Origin of the sequence: Streptococcus danieliae, assembly GCF_025447695.1 — a bacterium.
In the GTDB taxonomy this organism is placed as follows: Bacteria; Bacillota; Bacilli; order Lactobacillales; family Streptococcaceae; genus Streptococcus; species Streptococcus danieliae.
This window is the reverse complement of the sequence record NZ_JAOBSU010000006.1, coordinates 1-21,911: the sequence shown is the minus strand read 5'-3', so window position 1 is coordinate 21,911 and position 21,911 is coordinate 1. Positions and strand designations below refer to the sequence as shown.

23 protein-coding genes are annotated in these 21,911 nt (G+C 44.0%); 1 reads left to right on the top strand and 22 read right to left on the bottom strand.

Annotated features, from left to right (window positions below; genetic code table 11):
- Positions 1-7 precede the first annotated feature (7 nt).
- The 10 genes from N4310_RS00940 to N4310_RS00895 form a co-directional block, all read right to left on the bottom strand.
- Positions 8-682 carry a YggS family pyridoxal phosphate-dependent enzyme gene (locus N4310_RS00940; RefSeq protein WP_160332383.1) on the bottom strand — a complete coding sequence of 225 codons (675 nt, stop codon included), beginning with the start codon at positions 680-682 and terminating at the stop codon, positions 8-10.
- Between the two features lies 1 nt (position 683).
- A complete protein-coding gene (gene ftsZ / locus N4310_RS00935) occupies positions 684-1,946 on the bottom strand; it encodes a cell division protein FtsZ (protein WP_160332382.1) in 1,263 nt (420 codons plus the stop codon).
- Between the two features lie 11 nt (positions 1,947-1,957).
- Positions 1,958-3,349, bottom strand: coding sequence for a cell division protein FtsA (ftsA, locus tag N4310_RS00930; RefSeq protein ID WP_262091727.1), 1,392 nt, complete (start codon positions 3,347-3,349; stop codon positions 1,958-1,960).
- Between the two features lie 110 nt (positions 3,350-3,459).
- A complete protein-coding gene (locus N4310_RS00925) occupies positions 3,460-4,599 on the bottom strand; it encodes a cell division protein FtsQ/DivIB (RefSeq protein ID WP_262091726.1) in 1,140 nt (379 codons plus the stop codon).
- On the bottom strand, positions 4,599-5,672 hold the full coding sequence (locus N4310_RS00920) for a UDP-N-acetylglucosamine--N-acetylmuramyl-(pentapeptide) pyrophosphoryl-undecaprenol N-acetylglucosamine transferase (RefSeq protein WP_262091725.1): 1,074 nt from the start codon (positions 5,670-5,672) through the stop codon (positions 4,599-4,601). The genes N4310_RS00925 and N4310_RS00920 overlap by 1 nt, the downstream gene beginning before the upstream one ends.
- Positions 5,669-7,024 carry a UDP-N-acetylmuramoyl-L-alanine--D-glutamate ligase gene (gene murD, locus N4310_RS00915; protein ID WP_262091724.1) on the bottom strand — a complete coding sequence of 452 codons (1,356 nt, stop codon included), beginning with the start codon at positions 7,022-7,024 and terminating at the stop codon, positions 5,669-5,671. The genes N4310_RS00920 and murD overlap by 4 nt, the downstream gene beginning before the upstream one ends.
- 83 nt (positions 7,025-7,107) lie before the next feature.
- Complete coding sequence (locus N4310_RS00910; protein ID WP_179923557.1) at positions 7,108-7,416, bottom strand: DUF3165 family protein; 309 nt, start codon at positions 7,414-7,416, stop codon at positions 7,108-7,110.
- A gap of 24 nt (positions 7,417-7,440) precedes the next feature.
- Positions 7,441-9,288 (bottom strand): translational GTPase TypA, encoded by a 1,848-nt coding sequence (gene typA, locus N4310_RS00905; RefSeq protein ID WP_262091723.1) that lies wholly within the window; start codon positions 9,286-9,288, stop codon positions 7,441-7,443.
- Positions 9,289-9,514: 226 nt separating this feature from the next.
- Entirely contained in the window at positions 9,515-9,895 is a 381-nt protein-coding gene (locus tag N4310_RS00900) for a rhodanese-like domain-containing protein (RefSeq protein ID WP_160332375.1), read from the bottom strand.
- Positions 9,892-10,116, bottom strand: coding sequence for a YqgQ family protein (locus N4310_RS00895; RefSeq protein WP_179923559.1), 225 nt, complete (start codon positions 10,114-10,116; stop codon positions 9,892-9,894). Before N4310_RS00895 ends, N4310_RS00900 begins: the two co-directional genes overlap by 4 nt.
- Before the next feature lie 64 nt (positions 10,117-10,180).
- Here N4310_RS00895 and N4310_RS00890 point away from each other — a divergent pair, with 64 nt between their 5' ends.
- Positions 10,181-10,837 (top strand): prepilin peptidase, encoded by a 657-nt coding sequence (locus N4310_RS00890; protein WP_262091722.1) that lies wholly within the window; start codon positions 10,181-10,183, stop codon positions 10,835-10,837.
- Here the strand turns inward: N4310_RS00890 and N4310_RS00885 are convergent.
- The 12 genes from N4310_RS00885 to N4310_RS00830 form a co-directional block, all read right to left on the bottom strand.
- Positions 10,802-11,251, bottom strand: coding sequence for a VanZ family protein (locus N4310_RS00885; RefSeq protein WP_420832889.1), 450 nt, complete (start codon positions 11,249-11,251; stop codon positions 10,802-10,804). The genes N4310_RS00890 and N4310_RS00885 overlap by 36 nt on opposite strands.
- Before the next feature lie 47 nt (positions 11,252-11,298).
- The gene (locus tag N4310_RS00880; RefSeq protein ID WP_262091720.1) at positions 11,299-11,790 is read right to left on the bottom strand and encodes a YutD family protein; all 492 of its coding nucleotides are present in this window, start codon (positions 11,788-11,790) and stop codon (positions 11,299-11,301) included.
- 10 nt (positions 11,791-11,800) lie between these two features.
- Positions 11,801-12,856 carry a SepM family pheromone-processing serine protease gene (locus N4310_RS00875; protein WP_262091719.1) on the bottom strand — a complete coding sequence of 352 codons (1,056 nt, stop codon included), beginning with the start codon at positions 12,854-12,856 and terminating at the stop codon, positions 11,801-11,803.
- A complete protein-coding gene (gene coaD, locus N4310_RS00870; protein WP_179923563.1) occupies positions 12,843-13,334 on the bottom strand; it encodes a pantetheine-phosphate adenylyltransferase in 492 nt (163 codons plus the stop codon). The genes N4310_RS00875 and coaD overlap by 14 nt, the downstream gene beginning before the upstream one ends.
- The gene (gene rsmD, locus N4310_RS00865) at positions 13,321-13,863 is read right to left on the bottom strand and encodes a 16S rRNA (guanine(966)-N(2))-methyltransferase RsmD (protein WP_262091718.1); all 543 of its coding nucleotides are present in this window, start codon (positions 13,861-13,863) and stop codon (positions 13,321-13,323) included. The genes coaD and rsmD overlap by 14 nt, the downstream gene beginning before the upstream one ends.
- Positions 13,864-14,069: 206 nt before the next feature.
- Positions 14,070-14,360 carry a helix-turn-helix domain-containing protein gene (locus N4310_RS00860; protein ID WP_262091717.1) on the bottom strand — a complete coding sequence of 97 codons (291 nt, stop codon included), beginning with the start codon at positions 14,358-14,360 and terminating at the stop codon, positions 14,070-14,072.
- 108 nt (positions 14,361-14,468) lie between these two features.
- On the bottom strand, positions 14,469-17,120 hold the full coding sequence (locus N4310_RS00855; RefSeq protein WP_262091716.1) for a valine--tRNA ligase: 2,652 nt from the start codon (positions 17,118-17,120) through the stop codon (positions 14,469-14,471).
- A 60-nt stretch (positions 17,121-17,180) separates the two neighbouring features.
- Positions 17,181-17,558, bottom strand: a complete 378-nt coding sequence (locus N4310_RS00850; RefSeq protein ID WP_262091715.1) for a VOC family protein — start codon at positions 17,556-17,558, stop codon at positions 17,181-17,183.
- Positions 17,559-17,564: 6 nt separating this feature from the next.
- Positions 17,565-18,827: a helix-hairpin-helix domain-containing protein gene (locus tag N4310_RS00845; RefSeq protein ID WP_262091714.1), complete on the bottom strand. Its 1,263-nt coding sequence runs from the start codon at positions 18,825-18,827 to the stop codon at positions 17,565-17,567.
- 253 nt (positions 18,828-19,080) lie between these two features.
- Positions 19,081-19,296: an acyl carrier protein gene (locus N4310_RS00840; protein WP_179923950.1), complete on the bottom strand. Its 216-nt coding sequence runs from the start codon at positions 19,294-19,296 to the stop codon at positions 19,081-19,083.
- A 63-nt stretch (positions 19,297-19,359) separates the two neighbouring features.
- The gene (locus N4310_RS00835; RefSeq protein WP_262091713.1) at positions 19,360-20,007 is read right to left on the bottom strand and encodes an HAD family hydrolase; all 648 of its coding nucleotides are present in this window, start codon (positions 20,005-20,007) and stop codon (positions 19,360-19,362) included.
- A 155-nt stretch (positions 20,008-20,162) separates the two neighbouring features.
- Positions 20,163-21,527 carry an ATP-binding cassette domain-containing protein gene (locus tag N4310_RS00830; RefSeq protein ID WP_262091712.1) on the bottom strand — a complete coding sequence of 455 codons (1,365 nt, stop codon included), beginning with the start codon at positions 21,525-21,527 and terminating at the stop codon, positions 20,163-20,165.
- Positions 21,528-21,911 lie beyond the last annotated feature (384 nt).

Here is a 21,911-nt window from a genome sequence, read left to right as displayed (position 1 = left end):
TTGTTACTTATTCAAAAAGAAGGCTGCCAATTCGAACGAAAGTGGCTCCCTGTTCTACCGCCAACTGATAGTCTGAGGACATTCCCATACTCAATTCAGTAAAGGGCATCCCAGGGATATTTCTTTCTGCTAATGCTTCTTGTAAGACACGGGTTCGACTAAAGAGGTCTTCAATTTCCGATGGGCTTGCATCTGCTGGCGCCATGGTCATCAAACCAATCAATCGAATCTTGTCTAAATCAGCTATTTCTTCTAAAGCCTGATCAACATCTTCTAGGAAAAAACCGTGTTTGCTTTCTTCACGAGAAAGGTTAACCTGTAAAAAGCAAGCAATTGGCTGATCCGCTCGCTTTTGAATTTCTCTTGCTAAAGAGATGGAATCCAAAGCATGGAAATAATCAATCTGATTAATGACATCTTTGACTTTTCGCCTTTGCAAACTGCCAATAAAATGCCAGCGAATCGATAGATCTTCCAACTCCTCCTTTTTAGCAAGAAATTGAGGTACACGGTTTTCACCTAAATGGTGAAAACCCGTTTCCTCAACAAGCTTTCGTGTAGTTCTAGCATCAACATATTTTGTAACAGCTATAATATCACACTTTTCGGCTGCTTGCGACCCCTGCGTAAGCGCCTGAGCTACCTCTTTTTTGACAAGCTGGGCTTGATCGTGAAAGGTCATGTTAACGGTTCCGGAAAAATGGTGGTGTTTCTAGCTCATCATCCTCTGAATCGGAATGATCTTGATAACGTTCCACACTTGATCCCGCTGGAGCTTCTGGTTGACGGGTGATTTGATCTCGACGAAGATCCCAGTTGCCAAATGGTGAAATAGTTGCACCATCATTGTGACGAGGACGGGTAACAGTTGGCATCTCAACGGGCTCAGCCATATCATAGCTGCGATCAAATTGACCCGGGGTCGGTTGGCTTGGCGCTACTTCTGGACGAGCTTGACGGCTACCCATGTTGGCAACTTTTTCAACCTTGTCCTCACGAACGCCTGTTGCAACAACTGTTACACGGATTTCACCTTCCATATTTGGATCGATAGAAGTCCCCAACCAAATATTCACTCCATGACCCGCTGCCTGGTTGACAATTTCAGATGCTTCTTCCGCCTCGGTTAAGGCCATATCCATACCACCTGTGACATTAACGATCACATCTTCAGCACCATCAATAGTCGTTTCCAAGAGTGGTGAATAAATAGCCTTCCGAGCAGCTTCCATCACGCGCTCTTCACCAGTACCGATACCAATTCCCATAAGCGCATTGCCCTTATTGGCCATAACGGTTTTGACATCCGCAAAGTCAAGGTTGATCAAACCTGGGTTGGTAATCAGATCGGTAATTCCTTGAACCCCTTGACGAAGCACATTATCGGCTTCACTGAGGGCTTCCATCAAAGGTGTCTTCTTATCAACAATTTCTAACAAGTTATTGTTAGAAATAATTAAGAGGGTATCGACATGTTCCCGCAACTGGTTAATGCCTTCGACCGCAAAATTGCTACGCTTCGTCCCTTCAAAACCAAATGGACGGGTTACAACACCAACTGTCAAAGCGCCTAATGATTTTGAAATCCGAGCAATCTCAGGTGCAGCACCTGTTCCTGAACCGCCACCCATACCGGCAGTAATGAAGACCATGTCTGAACCAGAAAGAGCTTCATTAAGAACTTCTTCACTTTCAAGAGCTGCTTGACGGCCAACTTCCGGCTGTCCTCCAGCACCCAATCCACGAGTCAATTTTGGCCCTAATTGAATGACTGTTTCAGCCTTTGAACTGCTGAGCGCTTGGACATCTGTATTTGCCGCAATAAATTCGACACCAGCGACTCCTTCATCAATCATACGGTTGATGGCATTACCACCACCACCGCCGACACCAATTACTTTAATAACTGCGCCTTGCGCCGCAGCTGCGTCAAATGAAAATGACATCTTTTTTCTCCTTAATCAAACATTGAATTTAACAGTCCACGAACCCGATCACCCAACTTCGGACTAGTTCCTGTTTCAGCGTCTGGTTCTAACTCAGGTTCAGGAAGTGGTTGAACAGCTGGGGTCGGTTGAGCTGGTTGGACTGGTTCAGGATTCACTTGGGGTTTCACCACTGGTTGAACCGGTGTAACGCTTGGTTGTGGGCGAAAGGCCACGACTGGTTGTTGTGGTCTTGCAAACTCTCCATGAACCGCAGCTTGGGCCAACTGATCAACCTCTGTCATATTTCCAGCATATTCTGCCAACGAAATAACATGCGCAAAGGCTGGATTACGAATTCCGATTTGGTTGGGAACAAATAGTTTTACAGGAACTTCAAAAATTTCTTGGGCCAGTTCAACAATACCCGGCAAAATGGCACCCCCACCAACAATGACAATCCCACCTGGTAAATCAAGGAGATGACGTCTTTCTAAGTTTTGTTTAATTTGTTCCAAAATGTGGCGAACGCGAGCTGAGATAATCTCAGACAAGTATTGTTCTGTCACTTCTACTGGTTCAACTTCCCCAATCACTTCAACTTGGAAGCTATCTTGGGCACTCGCTAGAGCTGGATAAGCTTCCCCATAGTTAAGTTTGAGCCCTTCAGCAGTCGCTTGTGAGGTCCGTAAAACCTTGGAAATATCCTTGGTCACATACTCACCACCCTCTTGATAAATATGGGTGAATTGCAATTCCTGGTTTTTAACGGCCGCAACTGTCGTCTGGCCACCCCCCATATCAATCACAATGGTCCCAAATTCTCGTTCCCCTTCATTAAGAACCGATTTCGTCATTGATAGGGGAGAAATCACAATATTGTCTAGCTTCAGACCTGCACGTTCAACGGTTTTCCGAAGATTATGAAGAATAGTCCGAGGTCCTGTGTACAACAAGCCCCGCATTTCTAAACGAGTCCCCATCATACCACGTGGATCTCGAATCCCTTGGAAACCATCGACAATAAATTCTTCAGGAACAAAGGTAATTACCTCACGGTCGGGATTCATGCTCTTGGTCACAGCAGACTCCACCACATTCACTACATCCATATCCGTGATTTCCTTGGTTTCATTAGTGACTGGTATCATACCCTGAGTTGGTTCAATTTGCAATAGACTTGCAGGTAAACCGACATTCACGGTGGTAATCGAAATGCCTGCCTTCTCTTCAGCCTGATTAATGGCCTTTTTGATGGCATTTGCAGCAGTTTCGATGTCGACTATGATACCATCCTTGACACCAGCACTTTTTGCATTACTGACACCAATGACATTCATTTCTTCATTAATATATTCGGCCACCAACACCTTAATGGAGCTGGTCCCAATATCTAATCCTGTAAAGAAGCCATCTCTAGCCATTACATACTTCCTCTCTTCTCATACAATCTTCAATCAACATGAAACACTTTTAAGCGTGCTAATCACCGTACATTATAACACAAATACGCGAAAATAAAAGATTTTTTCTATTAATTTTGGGTTACAGATGCGGTGATTTGGCTTTGGTTGGTTCCTGTTTCTGAACTGTTTGCCTCCTCTAATTTCCCATCGACACTTAGCGGATAGGCAAAGGCTCCTGCCTCCATATCAATCAGCGAAGGTTCCTTAATATCTTTTGCAATCGAAGGATAATAGATTAATTTGCGACTTAATTCAGAAAGAGGGATCAAAACCTGATTGCCATCACGCATACTAATGGTCACCAAATCTGTGGAAGCCTTGGTTGCTGTCGACTTCATTTCCTGAATATTGTCACGAATTTCTGCATCTACCTGTAACAATTGCTCACTCAAGACGGGATACAATTTTTCATCTTTCAACTGGACTCTCACAGCACTGCTCGGCAGATCACTCATCGCCAAGTCTTCTTGAACTAGTTTTCCATTGGCCAAAATTGGAAAAACTTTTTCCTTATCAGTCTGGTAAGCCACAATCGCATACTCTTCAACCTGGATTGGGAAAGCGGTTGGGAACTGGTAGCCAATCGATACCTGGCGAATCCAAGGACTAGCTTTCTGGATTCTTTTTTCATAGGCTTTGCGATTCTGTAACACTGTCAACGTATAATCACGGACATCTACCTTAGTCGCTGCCACAATCGCCTCATCCGTTTGGTGTTCATTACCTGACACCTGAAATTCCTTGAGCTTACCATAGGGACTAATAAAGTAGGCTGAGGCTATGGTTAATACCGTAAAGAAACAGAAAACTGGAAAGAGCCGGATCAGATGACGCCGCGCCTTCTTGCCACTGTCCCGTCGCTCTTGACGTTGGATTTTTTTCGCCTGGCGCTTGGCCTGTTTAACCTGGCGTTTAGCTTGCTGCTCTTGACGCTTTTGGATCCTCGTCGCCTGTTTATCAGGTAGCTCTGCCTGCACTGCTTCGATGGACTCTTCTAACTGTTGACGTGCAATGGATTGAACCTTCTGTTCCTCCTCAAGAATTTCTTGAGCAGTAGAATCAACAATACGGCCCAAGCGTTTGACAATATTTCGCTGCCGTTCATGCTCCTGGCGAATCCGCTCTGCTTCCTGAGAGGTCTGGTATTCCCGACTTCTCCTCTCCCACTCTTCACGATGCTTGGCCTCTTTTTTATCTTCGTCAGACATTAGCGGTCTCCTTTGTCAATTTCCCTCATCAGAACCTGGTAAAAGGCATCCAGGCTAATCAAATCCACACTTTGGGCCATAGCATCCTGGAAGGCTTCCGCTTGCTCTTGGAGCTGGGCAATTGTCGTTTCCAACTTATCCAAGGTCAACTCGGGCTCTTGAATAGTCGGTGCATACCCCTTCTTCTCAAAGTAGGCTGCATTTTCCAGTTGATCTCCCCGACTCGCTTCTTTGCCCAAAGGAACAATAATATGGAGTTTCTCCAAGGCTACCAATTCAAAAAGCGTATTGGATCCCCCCCGGGTAATGACAATGTCTGCCAACTCCATTAGGTCACGGTAAGTCTCACGCGCAAAGGCCAGGCGATAAAGCCCCGGTGATGACTCCTCGAGGTTTTTATCACCCGTCAGATTGATCAGGTTATACCGGTCTAAAAGGGCTTGACGATTCTGGTCTACAAAATCATTAAACACTTTGGCCCCGCCAGATCCTCCAATAAAAAGCAGGGTTTGTTTTGCTGGATCAAACAACTCCACTGCCATCTCCTGCATTTCATTTGACAATTGATGGTGGCCCTTCTCTAATTTGGAAATCGCCCCAACATGCTCCACCCGGCTATAGTCCCCTTCCAACTGGAAGGTTGAAAAGAGGCGTTTGGAAAACTTATAGGCAATTTTATTGGCCAAACCCATGGTCAAGTCTGATTCATGGATATAAACAGGAATTCCCAGCACTTTGGCAGCCATTACCGGCGGTACTGATACAAATCCTCCTTTTGAAAAGAGGACCTGGGGATGAATCTTTAAAAGGTAGAAAAAGGATTGCAGAGTCCCCCAAGCCACCTTAAACACATCCCAAAGGTTCTGCCAGGAAAAATAGCGGCGTAATTTTCCTGTAGCTATGGAATGGAACTGCACCGGCAGCCCACTTTTCTCCAATTGTTCGTATTCAATTCCCTTGCGGTCACCGATATAATGAACCTCCCAGCCATTGGCAACAAACTTAGGAATTAGGAGTAGATTCAGGGTCACATGACCAACTGTTCCTCCTCCTGTAAAGACGATTTTTTTCATGCTTCTTCCAACTCCTTCACTGCTGCTAGAAAGACCTCTCCACGTTCTTCAAAGTTCTTATACATGTCCCAGCTGGCATTTGCTGGGCTGAAGAGCACCACATCCCCTTTTTGAGCCAGTTCAAAGGCCTGCTTGGTTGCCGCCACCACTTCTGAAGCAGGGTAGCTTGCGACCCCTGCTTCTTGAGCCAGAGCCTCTAACCGAGGAGCTACTTCGCCCAAAATAACCATGGCCTTCAAGCCTTGAATATCGGGCAACAATTCACGCAAATCATTGCCCCGATCCAAACCACCAGCAATCAAAATCACCTGGGAATTCTCGAAGCCAGATAGGGCCTTTTGGGTCGCTAAAATATTGGTGGACTTACTATCATTGTAAAAGCGCACACCCTCAATCTCAGCCACTTCTTGCAAACGATGCTTGACCCCAGAAAAAGCCGCCAAGGCCCGTTGGATTGCTTCATTATCAACGCCCAATTGCTTCACAACCAGAATCGCCGCCAAGGCGTTCTCAATATTATGCTCACCCGGAACCCCTAGTTGGGCAGCCAGCATCACAGGCTCACCCTGATAGACCAAATAACCATCTTCCAGATAGGCCCCATTTACTTTTTCTTGGGTCGAAAAGGCAAGAACCTGGGCCTGGGTCTCCTGGGCCAGCTCCTGGCTAAGCGCTTGATTCCAATTCAGGATGAGAAAATCATCCGCTGTCATCTGCGACTGAATCGCCCACTTGGCCTTACGGTACTCTTCAAAGGAGTCATGGTAGTCCAAATGACTCGGTAAAATATTGTTAATCACAGCAATATGAGGATGGAAAGCCTCTACCCCCATCAACTGAAAGCTGGACAACTCCATCACGACTTGCTGCTCCGTCGTTACTTGAGGTAGCACCTCTGAGGCTGGGAACCCAATATTCCCTGCTAAAACTGGCTGACGCCCAGCTTCTTCTAAAATTGCAGCAACCATCATGGTTGTTGTTGTCTTACCATTTGAACCTGTAATCCCAATCATCGAATGTGGGTAAACGCGGTAAGCTACTTCTACCTCCGTCCAAATCGGTAAACCAAGCTCCTTGGCCTTAACTACCATGGGATGGTTATAGGGAATCCCCGGATTTTTGATCATCAGATCAAAGCCCTCATCCAAAAGTTCGACAGGATGACCTCCCGCTACCACTCGAAGACCTTGGCCCAGCAATTCTTGAGCCTGAGGGCTATCTTCCAGCACCTGGCCTTCATTAACAGTCACCTGGGCTCCTAGTTGCTCCAACAAAAGGGCCACTGCTCTGCCTGACCGTGCTAGTCCAAGTACAAATACTTTTTTTCCGTTAAATTCATTTACTGGTGTCATCTACGCGCTCCTTAATACAATCTCTATTTTACCATTTTCAGACCAAAAAAACCCCCAAGCTCTCATACAACTTGGGGAGAAAACTATTTTGAGTTTCTAGGAAAAACTTTATCCCAGTTAATTTTCGGGATGGGAATCGGAGGTTTGCCACCGCCCTTAATTTGCAAGCGCCGCAGATCCTTCAGGGAGAAATAGGCCAGGGCCAGCATACCCGCCCAGACAAAAATCTCTCTTGGAATCCGGAAAAACTGTACAATCCCCACACCCAACAAAATCATCAGCAACACTCCGAACAGAACTAGGCTGACAATATTGAAGGTTCCCTTAATGGTGGAAGGAGCTACAAAAATATAAAATAGCAGGATCAAAATAATAATGATGATATAAAGCATATTTTGAAACTCCTCCTAAAGAGCTTAGTCAGCTGCTGCTAATTTCTTCTTCTTGTTGGCTTTTTCCCGCTCACCCTTATTCAAAATCTGTTTCCGTAGGCGGATTGATTCTGGGGTTACTTCCATGTATTCATCATCGTTCAAGAACTCCAAGGATTCTTCCAAGGTCAAAATACGTGGTGTTTTGATAACAGACGTTTGGTCTTTGGTAGCCGAACGAACGTTAGTCATCTGTTTAGCCTTGGTGATGTTCACAGTCAAGTCATTCTCACGTGAATTTTCCCCAATAATCATTCCTTCATAAACCTCAGTACCTGGGTTGACAAAGATTGTTCCCCGCTCTTCGATCGACATAATGGAGTAAGTTGTTGCTTTACCAGCGTCAATTGAAACAAGGGCACCACGGTGACGACCACCAATTTCACCTGCAATGGCAGGAAGGTATTGATCGAAGGTATGGTTCATAATTCCGTAACCACGAGTCATGGATAGGAATTCAGTTGAATAACCAATCAGACCACGAGCTGGAACCAAGAAGACCAAACGTGTTTGACCATTTCCAGTCGCAATCATATCCAACATCTCACCCTTACGCTCAGACAAACTTTGGATAACAGAACCTTGGTACTCTTCTGGAGTATCAATTTGCACGCGCTCAAATGGTTCCATCTTAACACCATCAATGTCTTTGAGGATAACTTCTGGACGAGATACTTGCAACTCGTACCCTTCACGACGCATGGTTTCAATCAAGATTGACAAATGCAATTCTCCACGACCAGAGACAATCCATTTATCTGGTGAGTCAGTTGGATCGACACGGAGAGAGACATCTGTTTGCAACTCGGCCAATAGACGCTCTTCCACTTTCCGAGAAGTAACCCATTTTCCTTCACGTCCAGCAAATGGTGAGTTGTTCACCAAGAAGGTCATTTGCAAGGTTGGCTCATCAATGCGCAAAACTGGTAGGGGTTCAACCGCATCAACCGGTGTGATGGTTTCGCCGACAAAGATGTCTTCCATACCAGATACCGCAATTAGATCTCCGGCTTTAGCTTCTGTGATCTCACGACGCTCTAATCCAAAGAAACCAAATAGTTTGGTAACACGGAAGTTTTTCGTAGTTCCATCCAATTTAGAAAGAGTAACCTGGTCACCCACCTTGATTTGACCACGGAACACACGACCGATTCCAATCCGACCAACAAAGTCATTGTAATCCAACAAGGACACTTGGAATTGTAGCGGCTCGTCCGAATTGTCAACGGGGGCAGGGATGTGATCGATGATAGTATCAAAGATCGGTGCCATTGTTTTTTCCTGATCGGCTGGATCGTCAGACAAGGAAGAAGTTCCGTTAATCGCCGATGCATAAACCACTGGGAATTCCAATTGGTCATCATCCGCACCCAACTCGATAAAGAGCTCCAAGACCTCATCAACGACTTCAGCTGGACGCGCAGATGGCTTATCAATTTTATTAACAACCACGATTGGAGTCAAGTTTTGTTCCAAAGCTTTTTTCAAAACAAAACGGGTTTGGGGCATGGTTCCTTCGTAGGCATCGACTACCAAAACAACCCCATCAACCATTTTCATGATCCGCTCAACTTCTCCACCAAAGTCCGCGTGTCCTGGAGTATCCATGATGTTAATCCGGACACCGTCATAGGCGACAGCTGTATTCTTGGCCAAGATTGTGATCCCACGCTCTTTTTCAAGGTCATTCGAGTCCATAGCTCGCTCAGACAATTCAGTCCGCGCATCCAAGGTCTCTGACTGCTTTAATAACTCATCCACCAGGGTTGTTTTTCCGTGGTCAACGTGGGCAATAATTGCGACGTTACGGATATCTTCTCTTAATGTTGACATGATTTCCTCAAATCTCTATAGTTTATACCCCTCAAAATCCCAGCCTGCACAAGTAGACTTTAGCCTAGAGCAGTCGATTTTAAGCAAGTATTGTCCAAAATATTATACATGAAATAAAAAACAGTGACAAGCCATGCCCATTAAGAAAGGGTTTTCCTAGCAACTTTCAAAAAAATTCGACTTGAAAAGATTTGAAAAAGCTTTTCAAGTCGAATTTCGCTAAGTATTAATTCGTATTCTCTTTGACCTTCCCATTCCAAGCATCAAGGCCTCCGGCCAATAAGTATAAATTTCGGTAACCTTGCTTCCGCAGATAAAAAACGGTATTGGTCACAGAAGGACCGCGGTTATTGTCATACAGTAAAATCGGCTTATCTTTAGACAAGGCCGCTAGACTAACCTTGATTTGATTGGCAGGAATATTGCGAGCTCCCAAGATATGCTTGGCCCGAAAGGCTGCCGGCTCGCGCACATCAATCACTTGCCCAACTCGCATCATAGCTGCAAATTCCGCATTTTCAACCAGGATTACCGCACGCCGCAAGCGCCAATAGTTAAATCCCATCCAAGCTAAGAAACCGACTAATACGATTAAGAAACCAATCATTTTTCCTTTTTCTCCTTTTGTTCAAGATAAGCTAATTCTTCCTGATGTTCTTTTTTCAAAATCAATTGGGCTTGGATATAGTCCAGACGGTCCATGATTCCCGCATCATAGAGTCGCTCCAACTCTATCTGAGCCAATTCGATATCATAAAGTCGCTTACCCATATAGATAATGAGACCATAACCCTTTAAAAATTGCTGAACATCATAAAAATTTTTCATAGGCTTAGTCTACTATAAATTCAAACCCCTAGCAAGTTTGGATTCCATTTTCGAATAAAGAGGTATGACAAGCCTTTTAATCTTCATGCTAGGAGCAAGCCTGGCCTCTTTCCTAACTGCCTGGGCCGATCGTTACCCAGCTTCCATCCTCTATCCACCTAGCCACTGCAGCGCTTGCCAACAAGCCTTAGCCTGGTGGGATCTAGTCCCGATTCTCTCCTACATCAAGCTTGGAGGCTCCTGTCGTAGCTGCCAGGAGCCAATTCCACTAGCCAGCTTCACAAATGAAATTCAAGGCGGGCTAATTGCTTACGCTTGGCTTCAGTCTTGGTTGACTTCCCCCTGGCTCCTCTTTCTCTTTATGAGCCTCATGCTCAGTCATTTCGACCGGAAGAGCTGCTCCTTTCCCCTCTGCTTCTGGCTGGTCCCTCATGCCGCGCTCACCCTCACAACTGGTTGGCAACTGTCACCAGTCTTTCTCTTACTCGCCCTGGTCTGCTATTTTGTCCCTAGCGGGATTGGAGCAGGCGATTGGACCTACATGGCCAGCCTAGCCCTCCTCCTTCCCTTAAAAGCCTTACTGATTATCCTGCAACTGGCTTGCTGCCTAGCCTTACTAACTTTTTGGTACAAAAAAAGAAAGGGAGCCTTGCCCTTTCTTCCCTTTTTGCATCGTGCTAGCCTACTATGGCTCCTCGGACACCACTTTTCTTTTTTCTAAAAATAGGTAGGTTCGATAGGCTAGGTAAGCCCCAAAAGTATTGGTCAGCAAATCATCCAGTTCAAAGACACGATTGAAATCCCACAGATAGTCCAGCGCTAATTGTGTTAGCTCAATCGACAGGGACAGGGTAAAACCGAGCATAATCACCGATTGAACAGAGCGTAGGGATGGTCTGACCATCAACAAACCAAAAACCAAGGGATAGAGCAGGAACAAGTTCAGAACATTCTGAAAGACAATCTTTACAGCGTGCAGCAGACTGGTTGCTTGACCCAAGTTCCAAAGGCTATTGAAAGGGATGAGCAGAAAGGCCATCCGCCCTTGGTAAAAGACACCAGGAGTCGGCAAGGCTGGATTCGAAACCTGGGGGCTAAAGCAAGCAACCACGATCATAATAGTGGAGAGTAACATTTCCCAGCGCCAAAAACGTTGGGAAGTCAAGCAAGATCTCAATCTCTTCATCTGCTTTCCCGCTTCTTCCGAATGGAGAAATGACGATCGGCGCTTTGTTTCCGAGGACGGTGGAACTCTTCCTTATGCTGCGGACGTCTATCCCGCCACTCACGGACCTTTTTCTTAGGCTTAAAGGGCTTGGAAGGATAGATCGGATGGGCATTCTCCAAAACAAAATAGGCTGCTCCAAAATTGCAATACTCCACTAAATATTCTTCCAAACGAGAAAACTTGGACCAACTCTGATTGGCCCGCTTATCCCGATAAAAGCCCTTCAGCCGCAACTGGTCGTTGCTCCAATCCCCCACAATATAATCAAACTTTAAAAGTAAGTGCGAAAATCGTTGGCTGAAAACTTCCGGATTAAAGGCGCCCCGATAATCCGTTAAGAGGGTGAAAACAAAGTCATCCGCTTCAACGCGGTCTCCCAGCCGTTTAAACTGCGGTCCCGGAAAGCGATTGTAGTTATAGAGTTCTGGATCAATCTCTTTGCGCATCAGTTTCTCCTCATTCTTTTACGCGCGTGTCTTTCAAGTACTGAATAGCCTCGTCCAAGGTTTTCACAGGAACAATTTTCATAGATGTTCCTAATTTTTTAGCAGTTTCTTGGGCTTCTTCAGCATTAGATTTGGCTTTGGGATTGGCTTTTTTCTCCTCTTCACTGAGGGGATTGTTTGGGACAAAGAAAATATCCGCTCCTGCTTCATGAGAGGCGACCACCTTCTTGTCAGCTCCGCCAATTTCACCAACCTTACCATCCTCACTAATGGTTCCGGTACCGGCAATAATCCGTCCATCCCGCAAATCAGGATCTGCCAATTGACTATAGATCGCCAAGGAGAACATCAAACCAGCACTGGGACCACCGATTCCCTCGGTTGAGAATTCAATTGGGATATCACTTTGAACCTCAGTCCGGTCAATCAGACCGATCCCGATTCCATTCTTTCCGTTTTCCAACTTGATAATCTTCCCTTTTTCAGACCGCTTATCCCCTTGGTCCTCAAATTCAACACTGACGTCATCGCCAATTTTCAAATTACCAACATACTCAATCAGCTCCTGCGAATTTTTAAAGGTTTTACCATTAACCCCTGTAACCGTATCTCCCAAATGGAGAATATCTTTAAAGGTCGAATCTTCAGCCAGGCTTAACACATAAACTCCCAAGAATTTCATCTCAATTTCTTTCTTAGCCTTGGTCAAACCTTGATATTTGGCGAAATTTTGCGAGGTTTGCATATAAAACTGGTTGATCCGTTGGTACTCCTCATCACTCGCTCCACCCGTTAAATCCGCAGCGGGGATAATATCGGTATACGGGGTTAAGCCGGCATAAATCATTAGGGGTAGGTTGGCCCGAATTACTCCAATGGTTACAAACTGGTATTCCCCATCCGCCTGGTCTTCCTTCTTGTTGACCCGCAAGACTGAACTAATATCTTCTGAGCCACCCGGAACCTCAATGTAATAAGGTAGAGGAATCCAGAAAGAAACAATCAATAAGCCCACCAGTACTAGGGGCACTAGCCAGAGTTTTTTAAAATGTTTATTCGTTTTCATATTTTTTTAACACCATTCCAAGTACTGGAGTCGGTACGTAGTCTGAGATATCCCGTTTAAAATGGATCAGTTCCCGGATACGACTGGAGTTAATCGGAGCCAAGGCTGGCTCCGCCATCAAGTACAGGGTCTCTAAACCATCAGTCAGCTGGCGGTTAAAATAATCCATATTAGCCTCATAGGAAAAATCTTCAGGATTTCGCAACCCCCGAAAAAGCACAGCTACCTCTAGCTCCTGAGCGACCTCAGCCAGCAACCGATCCTCAGCTAGAATAATTTTAACATTGGGCAAATGTCTCAGAGACTCTTGAAGAATCTGAAACCGCTCCTCCATGGTAAACAAGCCCTGTTTCTGGGGATTAACAAAGAGTCCCACATAGAGCGTATTTACCAAATCAGCAGCTCGTTCAATAATATCCAGATGGCCCTTGGTCAGAGGATCAAAAGAACCTGCATATAGTCCCTTAGTCAATGTCATAAATTGTCACCTTTGAAATCCCGTAAATCTTTTCCTTCCACTTGCGACTGGCCCCAATCGAATCCGGAAGCTCAACCTCCTTGTCTGTTTCACAGACAATCATCGCCCTCGGAGCTAAGAGTCCACCTTGCTCTAAGTCTAGAATCGTTTCGACAATCGTCTCCTTAGCATAAGGAGGATCCAAGAGCACCAGGTCAAAAGCTTCCGTCAGCTGAGCGAGGGCTCGCTTAGCTTCCATTTTCATCAACCGAAAACGGGTAATCTCCTTGGTCATCTCAATATTGGCCTGAACAATCGCCTGAGCACGACGGTCTTTTTCGACTAAAACCGCTTGATCCATGCCCCGTGAAATGGCTTCGATAGCCAAGGAACCAGAGCCGGCATACAAGTCTAGGACCTGACCGCCATCAAAATAGGGACCAATCATATTGAAAATAGCCCCTTTTACCTTATCTGTTGTTGGCCGAGTCGTTTGCCCGGCTAGGGTCTTCAGTGGTCGCCCACCATATTTTCCTGCTACTACTCTCATGTCAGTATTATAGCACAGTCTCCCCTAGACTTGATTAAAAATTTGCCCCTTGGTCTAGAAAACCGGAGCCAACTCTGATTCCCGACTAAGCGGCTCAAATCTCTGATCCTCTATCAACTTAGCCCTAATTTTCCCCTCTTTTTAGTGAAGAAAAGAGCTACTCTGATTTTCTAAAACTGACTCAGATAAGCATTTTGGGGATGCGCTTAGGATATTGTGGATGAGTCTCTGAAAATACCCCCCCCCCGAATTTTCAGACTTTTTTCATTTTCTAAGTCTAGCTGTTTCTCTAATTCCAGGGCCTGTGCAAACTCAAGCAAGCTAACGCCAATCGATTCAAGCAACTGATCAAAATTTGTAAGCGACACATTTTTCTTGCCCAATTCAAATTGACTCAATAATTGTGGGCTGATGATATCCGCAGCAGCTTCTTTCAAAGATACCTTCCGTTCCTTGCGAATCTTACGAAAGGCTTGTCCGTAACAACTCACTTTCATACCCATATCCCCTTTTTATATTTCTTATATAATCATTATATAAATTTTTAGGGATAAATTCAAGATGAAAAAAGGCCGAGACCACCGTCCCGACCTAAATTATCACAATTATTGAATCAATTTTTTCATCTCATCAATCCGAGCAACTGTTGCATCATATTTGGCTTGATAATCTGCTTGTTTCTCTTTTTCTTTCTGAACCACTTCAGGCTTGGCATTGGCTACAAAGCGTTCATTGCTGAGCTTCTTACCTACCATATCCAATTCCTTCTGCCATTTAGCCAACTCCTTGTCCAGACGCGCCAATTCCTCCTCAACATTGAGCAAATCTGCCAATGGCAAGAAGATTTCCGCCCCCGTAATCACGGCTGACATCGCCAATTCTGGGGCAAGTAGGCTTGAGGAAATCTCGAGCTGTTCTGGATTTGTAAAGCGTTTAATGTAGTTTACATTGGCCTTGAGAAACTCTTCCAACTGGCTATCCGATGTCTTAATCAGAATGGTAATGGCTTTCGATGGAGCTACATTTACCTCTGCCCGACTATTCCGAACGGAGCGAATCAAATCTTTGAGACTTTCAACCCCTTTATGGGCTGCTTCATTTTCAAAAGCAGGATTCACAACAGGGTAAGCTGCTAGGACAATCGAACCTTCTGCATACTGAGCGAAAATCTCTTCTGTTACAAATGGCATGATTGGGTGAAGCAAACGGAGAATCTGATCTAAGGTATAGAGAAGGACAGACCGTGTCATCACTTTCTCAGCCTCGTTGTCACTATAAAGAACTTCTTTGGTCAACTCGACATACCAGTTGGCAAATTCTTCCCAGATAAAGTTGTAGAGCAGATAACCCGCAACCCCGAATTCAAACTTATCAAAGTTATCGGTTACCTTGGCAATGGTTTCATTGAGATTATGAAGAATCCAACGATCCGTTACATTTCCGGCCTGACCAGCGGCTACCTGAGCAACATTTTCACGCGCCACCTCCAAGCTCAAGCCTTCATTATTCATCAGAATGTAACGCGAGATGTTCCAGATCTTGTTGATAAAGTTCCAAGACGCATCCATTTTCTCATAAGAGAAACGAACATCTTGACCAGGCGCAGAACCATTAGACAAGAACCAACGCAAGGCATCCGCCCCATATTGATCAATCACATCCATCGGATCAATCCCATTGCCCAAGGACTTGGACATCTTACGCCCTTCCGCATCGCGAATCAAACCGTGAATCAAGACATTCTTGAACGGCTGACGACCCGTAAATTCAAGGGATTGGAAAATCATCCGTGATACCCAGAAGAAAATAATATCGTAGCCGGTTACCAAGGTTGAAGTAGGGAAGTAACGTTGGAAATCTGCAGAATCCTCATCTGGCCAGCCCATAGTTGAGAATGGCCAAAGGGCAGAACTGAACCAAGTATCCAGAACATCCTCATCCTGAACCCAGCCGTCTCCCTCCGGAGCTTCTTCCCCAACATACATTTCGCCAGCTTCATTGTACCAAGCCGGAATCTGATGCCCCCACCAGAGCTGCCGGGAAATAACCCAGTCATGCACATTTTCCATCCACTGAAGGAAGGTATCGTTGAAACGAGGCGGGTAGAACTCGACCTTGTCCGCAGTCTCCTGATTAGCAATCGCATTTTGAGCCAACTGGTCCATCTTCACAAACCACTGCGTTGACAAACGAGGCTCAACCACCGCTCCAGAACGCTCTGAATGACCAACAGAGTGGACCCGTTTCTCAATCTCTACAAGCGCACCTAGCTCCTCGAGCTTAGCAATAACAGCCTGACGAGCCTCAAAACGATCCATACCAGCAAACTCACCAGCTAGCTCATTCATGGTTCCATCATCATTCATCACATTAACCTGTGGCAAATCATGACGTTGACCCACCAAGAAGTCATTTGGATCATGAGCTGGTGTAATCTTCACGACACCTGTTCCAAATTCTGGATCCGCGTGCTCATCCGCAACAATTGGAATTGGCTTGTTAACGATTGGCAAAATAACGTTCTGACCAATCAAATCCTTATAACGTGGATCTTCCGGATTCACCGCTACCGCCACATCCCCAAACATGGTTTCTGGACGTGTGGTTGCCACCTGCAAGGCACGCGAACCATCTTCCAACATGTAGTTCATGTGGTAAAAAGCCCCTTCCACATCCTTGTGGATAACCTCGATATCTGACAAGGCTGTCCGAGCTGCCGGATCCCAGTTAATGATAAACTCACCTCGGTAGATCCAGCCCTTCTTGTACAAGTCCACAAAGACCTTACGGACAGCCTTGGATAAGCCCTCATCGAGGGTGAAACGCTCCCGACTATAGTCTAGTGAGAGGCCCATTTTGCCCCACTGATCCTTAATCGTCGCTGCATATTCATCCTTCCATTCCCAGACCTTCTCTAGGAACTTCTCACGCCCCAAGTCATAACGCGTCACACCTTGCTCCCGTAAACGCTCTTCAACCTTAGCCTGAGTTGCAATTCCCGCATGGTCCATCCCTGGTAACCATAAGGTATCATAACCCTGCATCCGCTTCTGACGGATAATAATATCCTGAAGTGTAGTGTCCCAAGCATGACCCAAATGCAATTTCCCGGTTACATTCGGCGGTGGGATAACGATTGAATAAGGCTTAGCCTCAGCATCTCCCGATGGTTTAAAGACATCTGCCTCCAACCATTTAGCATAACGCCCAGCCTCAACTTCGGCTGGATTGTATTTTGGTGATAATTCTTTTGACATAAAAATCCTTTCTTAAGATATAAATCATAGTTTCTAGAAGTTTTAAAAATCCACTCCTACTCACTTATCAACTTTGAGCCACTCCAATTTAATCCCATCAGGATCCAAACAATAGAGCGCCTTGGGATCTTCGGCCTCCAGGAAACGCTCTTCATATAGCAGCGGTACCCCAAGGGCCAACAGATCTTGCCGCAAGGCCTCCAAATCCTCCTCAACCTCAAAAGCTAGATGATTGAGCCCGATTCGTGTCCGATGATAGCCCATATGAAGAAAATGCTGAGGGGCTTGGACAAACACCAGGTATTGATTTTGCTGCTTAAGAGAGAAACCCTGTTCCCAGTCCTGGTAAAGTTGGTAGCCCAATCTCCCGAGAAAATGTTTGTAAAACCTGCGCGAGGCTTCCAGGTCCGATACGTAAATCTCGATGTGGTTTAACATGACTTCCTAGCCCTTTTTAAAAACAACACCATTTTCTTTGAGCTGCTGAATCGTTGTTGGGCCAATCCCATGAATCGTCAAAACTTCCTTTTCGGTCCAAGCTGCAAAATCCTCAAAGGTTTGAAGTTCTGCGGCTGTTAAAATCCGTTTCTTATCAAGTCGTAAATTTTCAAGTGCTGGCGAAACAAACATCTGAGCCAATTTAAATCGAGCCTCTGCCTCAAGAAATTCAGGCAACGGTGAAACTGTTACTGACTTCTGCTTTAGCGATAGTTTACCTTGAAAATCCTGATACATTCTAGTTAATTCTTTGGCAATGATTTCCTTATCCGCTAAAAATCTCAGCAAGGGAAAGAGGGCGAAGCTAAACGGAGCCTCAAAGTCGGTCAAAGCTGCCTCCATTGTATTTTGCAACCAAGTTTCAGAGGCTAGATGTGAAGCAAATTCTGAATCCCTTTCCATTAAATCTTTAAAGAGAGTATTTGCAGTTTCTAGATTCCACTCTTCAAGGCTGGCAATCACAGCATAGAGATTTAGCCCAGGATCAAAAACACCAGTTGCTAATTTTTCTTCATAGATGTCTAGGACACGTTCTGGTTGATAGATTATACAGTAGGTAGCTGCCGCTAAATAAAGGAGATGCTCTGGACAATCCTTTTCGAATAAAAATTCGTCTAAAAGATCGAGAATTTCAGCCGCTAAAGTCCACAAACCCACATCAAAGTAAGTCTCTAACAACAAAGCTAGACCATGCAAATATCCTGCACTGTCAGAGCCCGCCCAAGAAGGGAAATTAATTTCTTCAAGTCCTTGCCAAATCAACTCTGTAAACGACTTATAGAGGGGAATCCTGTCATAGGTAAAGTCAGTAGTAGTAGCCTCTATATAAGCCATCTGGATTGCAAAATTTTCAGGATATTGTTGGCTCAATTTTTCCAAAGCCTGAACTTTCTCCGATTTATCTGATATACCAAGAGCCTTAACAAGGCCAAAGGCTTCTTCTAACTCAGCTTTTGTATCTTCATCTTGAATTCTTCGTGCTAACTCCGTAAGTAAGCCGAGCATGTTTGCTGTTTCCTCTTCCTCACTGAGAATATCCCTGCCAGCTCCAAACTCTTGAAAATGATGATTCACATTTGGGCTTTTAAAGCCACTAGCTGGATCTATGAAAGCTAAATCGTCCAAATCACCAATGTTCATTTCATGATTTACTTTATAGTCCCGGCGCATCTGCTTTAGCAACTTCTTCTGTTTTTTCTTTTTAGCCATAGTAATCCCCTTTATGACAAAAAATCCCTGTCAATTCCTTGACAGGGACGAAGCATTCTCCGCGGTACCACCCAGATTCGGGCTGGGCCCGCACCTCATTTTTTCTTGTTGAAAAATCATTTAGCAACCAACCTTGTATTCCCTGCGGATTTCTCACCCCCCACCGCTCTCTGAAAGGAAATAAATTCAAGATACCTCTAAACAGTGTCATTCTATCATAGAAATAGACACAAAGCAAGCCTCACCAGACTATTTATTGCTCAACAAATGCAACCAAGTCGGCAATCGTTGTTAAATTTTTCTCGTCATCGATTTCAACACTAAACTCATCTTCAATGGCCGTAATAACTTGGAACAGATCCAAAGAATCAACATCCAAATCATTAAAACTCGACTCTAACGTCACTTGATCTGGCTGCACTTCCAATTCCTCAACAATAATAGCCTGAATTTTTTCAAATGTAGACATAAGCTACCTCATTTCATTTCTTATGACAAAAAGTATACCATAAGAACCCCCAAACCGCAAAAATTACTGGCCTTCCAAAAGTGGTAGAATTTGCCCCAAGTGGTCAATCGTTCGACTAGCACGGCTTTGATCCAATCCAAAACGATAGTCCCGAATCGCCCAGACCTCGGCTCCAGCATGAACACCTGCCTGAATCCCCTTTTCACTATCTTCAATAATCAAGGTTTTTTGAGGATCCACTTGGAGTTCCCGACAAGCAGCCTGATAAATCTCTGGATGGGGTTTCGATTCTTCAAACTCTTCCCCTGATAAAACAACATCGAAATACGATGTAATTTCCAATTCCTCCAGAGCCCGTTCAATATCTTTTTTGACAGAACTCGATGCCAATCCAAGGATATAGCCTTTTTCCTTTAGCCCCTGCAAAACATGAGATACATGTGGAAAGGCCAACTGACGGTAAGGAAGGGGATTCTTTTCTTTATAAACCACATAATCCGCCTGCAGTTGCGGAACATCAAATTTATCATAAGAATCCCCCAAGATATTCTCCCAGACCTGTTTCATATTCCCACCAATAAAGTAAGCTGGGGGCAAATGATCAATCGAGATCCCCTGACTGGCTAAGTAAGTCTCCCGGCGCTTGTAGTAAAAATGCTCCGTATCCACCAATACACCATCCATATCAAAAATCACAGCCTGAAAAGACATCGACAATCTCCCTCTATGTAATATTTTCCGAAAATAACACAAAAATTCTCATACTCTATCCTATCATCATCCAATGCCAGTCACAATACCAGTTGACAATGAAAGCGTATTATTTCAGAACAAGAGGCACTGAAAAGGACTCGATTTCTGACTATTTAAACTAGAGAGATCTCATGCCTGATTTTATTCAAGCTGTCTTCATGAGAAATCAGCACAATGATTTTATCTTTAGCAACCAAGGATAAAATATCTAGTAATTCCGAATGGAGAGAACTCTCAATATTCGAAAACGGTTCGTCTAGAATAATCAATTCTGTTTTCGGCTTTAAAAGCGTTATCAGTAAGTTCAGCAATTGTCTTTTTCCATCCGATAATGCCCCTACCTTGTTATCTAACAGATTTCCAGAAGAGTCCTTGAGCAGCATTTGATAAATCAGCCACTCCGAAGTCCCGCCTGCTAATCTTTCAGGGTCAAACATAAAATAGGTCGATAATACATCTGAGACTTTTAAATCATCTGCATAATCGGTGTGCACATTAAAAGAAATCCATTTCTGTCGTAAGTGAGATGTATTCAAGGAATCTAGGGAAATTCCATTAAATAGAATATCCCCTTCATAGTCATTTAATTTTAGACCCACAAGGACCTTGACCAAGGTTGTTTTCCCAATCCCATTCCTCCCTTTCAGATGATAAATAGATCCTTTTATCAACTGTACATTTAGATTCTGCTGATACATCTGCTCCTGGGTTTGACTATGAATAATATTAAAATCCTTTAGCTCAACCGAATCAATAGATTCAAGTGTCCCTTCCCCCTCAATCTCTTGTCCCAAAGATAGAATACCCTCAATCCTTCTTTTAGCACTGGAATATTCTTGAATTTGTATGCCTAAATCAAAAAAAACATCTAGACTATTGATAATCCCATTAAAATATTGAATCGTTGCCGTGAATATCCCAATAGATAACAAGCCATTAACAACATCCATTCCTCCTATCCAAAAATATAGCAATTGGAAAAGGAAGGCCAAGATAATCTGACTAGTTGATGCCAGGTAGCGTTTGTTAAACATTTTCTTGATATCCGCTAATAGATTTCTATAATCGGATGACAAACGATTCATTTCTAACTTTTCAAGACTTAAAATTTTTATCGTAAATAGTCGCTGAAAAATTTGACTCTTACGAGCTTCATAAATACTATCTTCTTCTCGTATTTTATCAAACAAAGCATACATGGAGTTCTTGTTTGTGAGATAGATCAGGATATAAATAAGAGACAGAAGCAAGACTAAAATCAAGACCTTGGAATTAAGTAGGCTAAGCAAAACAACTGTAAAAACAATAGTAACCATAGATTGAATGGCATTTGGAGTTGTAAACATCAAAAAGTTCACGATAGTTTCTAAATCGGCATTAATCCGACTATTTAAATAATGCCGATCATACTCGATTAGTTCCTTACTATTATTTCCATAGATCAATTCAAGTAAATAACTATATAGAGAAAATTTCACAAGACTACTGCCAACATGTTCATTTCGAGCTATGAAATAAGAAAGAAATAGTTTAAGGGCACCTCTAAAAACTAAATTTCTGAAAATCTAAATGTTGATTTATCAAGGTTTGAGTGATTCAATTTGAAGAAAAACTGGGGTTTTTAGAGGTCCCCTTAAAGAAAAAAGCAAGTATGGCACAAGCTGCAATCAAGAAAAAATAGTCATTGATTTTCCTATAAACCAGTCCATTAATCAATTCCGCTTCCGGGTGTGTCAAGAATTTTGTGTAAACTCCAAAGCAGAGTTTGAATGTGTGTATTAATCAGACAAGGAATTGTAAGGATTTCCCTTTTGAGCCTAGTTGGATAACAAGAGAAATAGGGATTGGTGTCAAGGCTTTAA

Bases quoted from the DNA above. Each gene is read 5' to 3' on its own strand.
- N4310_RS00940 (WP_160332383.1), bottom strand. From the start codon at position 682: ATGACCTTTCACGATCAAGCCCAGCTTGTCAAAAAAGAGGTAGCTCAG.
- murD (WP_262091724.1), bottom strand. From the start codon at position 7,024: ATGACACCAGTAAATGAATTTAACGGAAAAAAAGTATTTGTACTTGGA.
- N4310_RS00900 (WP_160332375.1), bottom strand. From the start codon at position 9,895: ATGATTGGTTTCTTAATCGTATTAGTCGGTTTCTTAGCTTGGATGGGA.
- N4310_RS00845 (WP_262091714.1), bottom strand. From the start codon at position 18,827: ATGGCTAAAAAGAAAAAACAGAAGAAGTTGCTAAAGCAGATGCGCCGG.
- N4310_RS00855 (WP_262091716.1), bottom strand. From the start codon at position 17,120: ATGTCAAAAGAATTATCACCAAAATACAATCCAGCCGAAGTTGAGGCT.
- N4310_RS00875 (WP_262091719.1), bottom strand. From the start codon at position 12,856: ATGAAAACGAATAAACATTTTAAAAAACTCTGGCTAGTGCCCCTAGTA.
- N4310_RS00920 (WP_262091725.1), bottom strand. From the start codon at position 5,672: ATGAAAAAAATCGTCTTTACAGGAGGAGGAACAGTTGGTCATGTGACC.
- N4310_RS00880 (WP_262091720.1), bottom strand. From the start codon at position 11,790: ATGCGCAAAGAGATTGATCCAGAACTCTATAACTACAATCGCTTTCCG.
- N4310_RS00840 (WP_179923950.1), bottom strand. From the start codon at position 19,296: ATGTCTACATTTGAAAAAATTCAGGCTATTATTGTTGAGGAATTGGAA.
- N4310_RS00895 (WP_179923559.1), bottom strand. From the start codon at position 10,116: ATGAAAAATTTTTATGATGTTCAGCAATTTTTAAAGGGTTATGGTCTC.
- N4310_RS00835 (WP_262091713.1), bottom strand. From the start codon at position 20,007: ATGTCTTTTCAGGCTGTGATTTTTGATATGGATGGTGTATTGGTGGAT.
- rsmD (WP_262091718.1), bottom strand. From the start codon at position 13,863: ATGAGAGTAGTAGCAGGAAAATATGGTGGGCGACCACTGAAGACCCTA.
- coaD (WP_179923563.1), bottom strand. From the start codon at position 13,334: ATGACATTGACTAAGGGACTATATGCAGGTTCTTTTGATCCTCTGACC.
- N4310_RS00890 (WP_262091722.1), top strand. From the start codon at position 10,181: ATGACAAGCCTTTTAATCTTCATGCTAGGAGCAAGCCTGGCCTCTTTC.
- N4310_RS00885 (WP_420832889.1), bottom strand. From the start codon at position 11,251: ATGTTACTCTCCACTATTATGATCGTGGTTGCTTGCTTTAGCCCCCAG.
- ftsZ (WP_160332382.1), bottom strand. From the start codon at position 1,946: ATGTCATTTTCATTTGACGCAGCTGCGGCGCAAGGCGCAGTTATTAAA.
- typA (WP_262091723.1), bottom strand. From the start codon at position 9,288: ATGTCAACATTAAGAGAAGATATCCGTAACGTCGCAATTATTGCCCAC.
- N4310_RS00925 (WP_262091726.1), bottom strand. From the start codon at position 4,599: ATGTCTGACGAAGATAAAAAAGAGGCCAAGCATCGTGAAGAGTGGGAG.
- N4310_RS00910 (WP_179923557.1), bottom strand. From the start codon at position 7,416: ATGCTTTATATCATCATTATTATTTTGATCCTGCTATTTTATATTTTT.
- ftsA (WP_262091727.1), bottom strand. From the start codon at position 3,349: ATGGCTAGAGATGGCTTCTTTACAGGATTAGATATTGGGACCAGCTCC.
- N4310_RS00850 (WP_262091715.1), bottom strand. From the start codon at position 17,558: ATGTTAAACCACATCGAGATTTACGTATCGGACCTGGAAGCCTCGCGC.
- N4310_RS00860 (WP_262091717.1), bottom strand. From the start codon at position 14,360: ATGAAAGTGAGTTGTTACGGACAAGCCTTTCGTAAGATTCGCAAGGAA.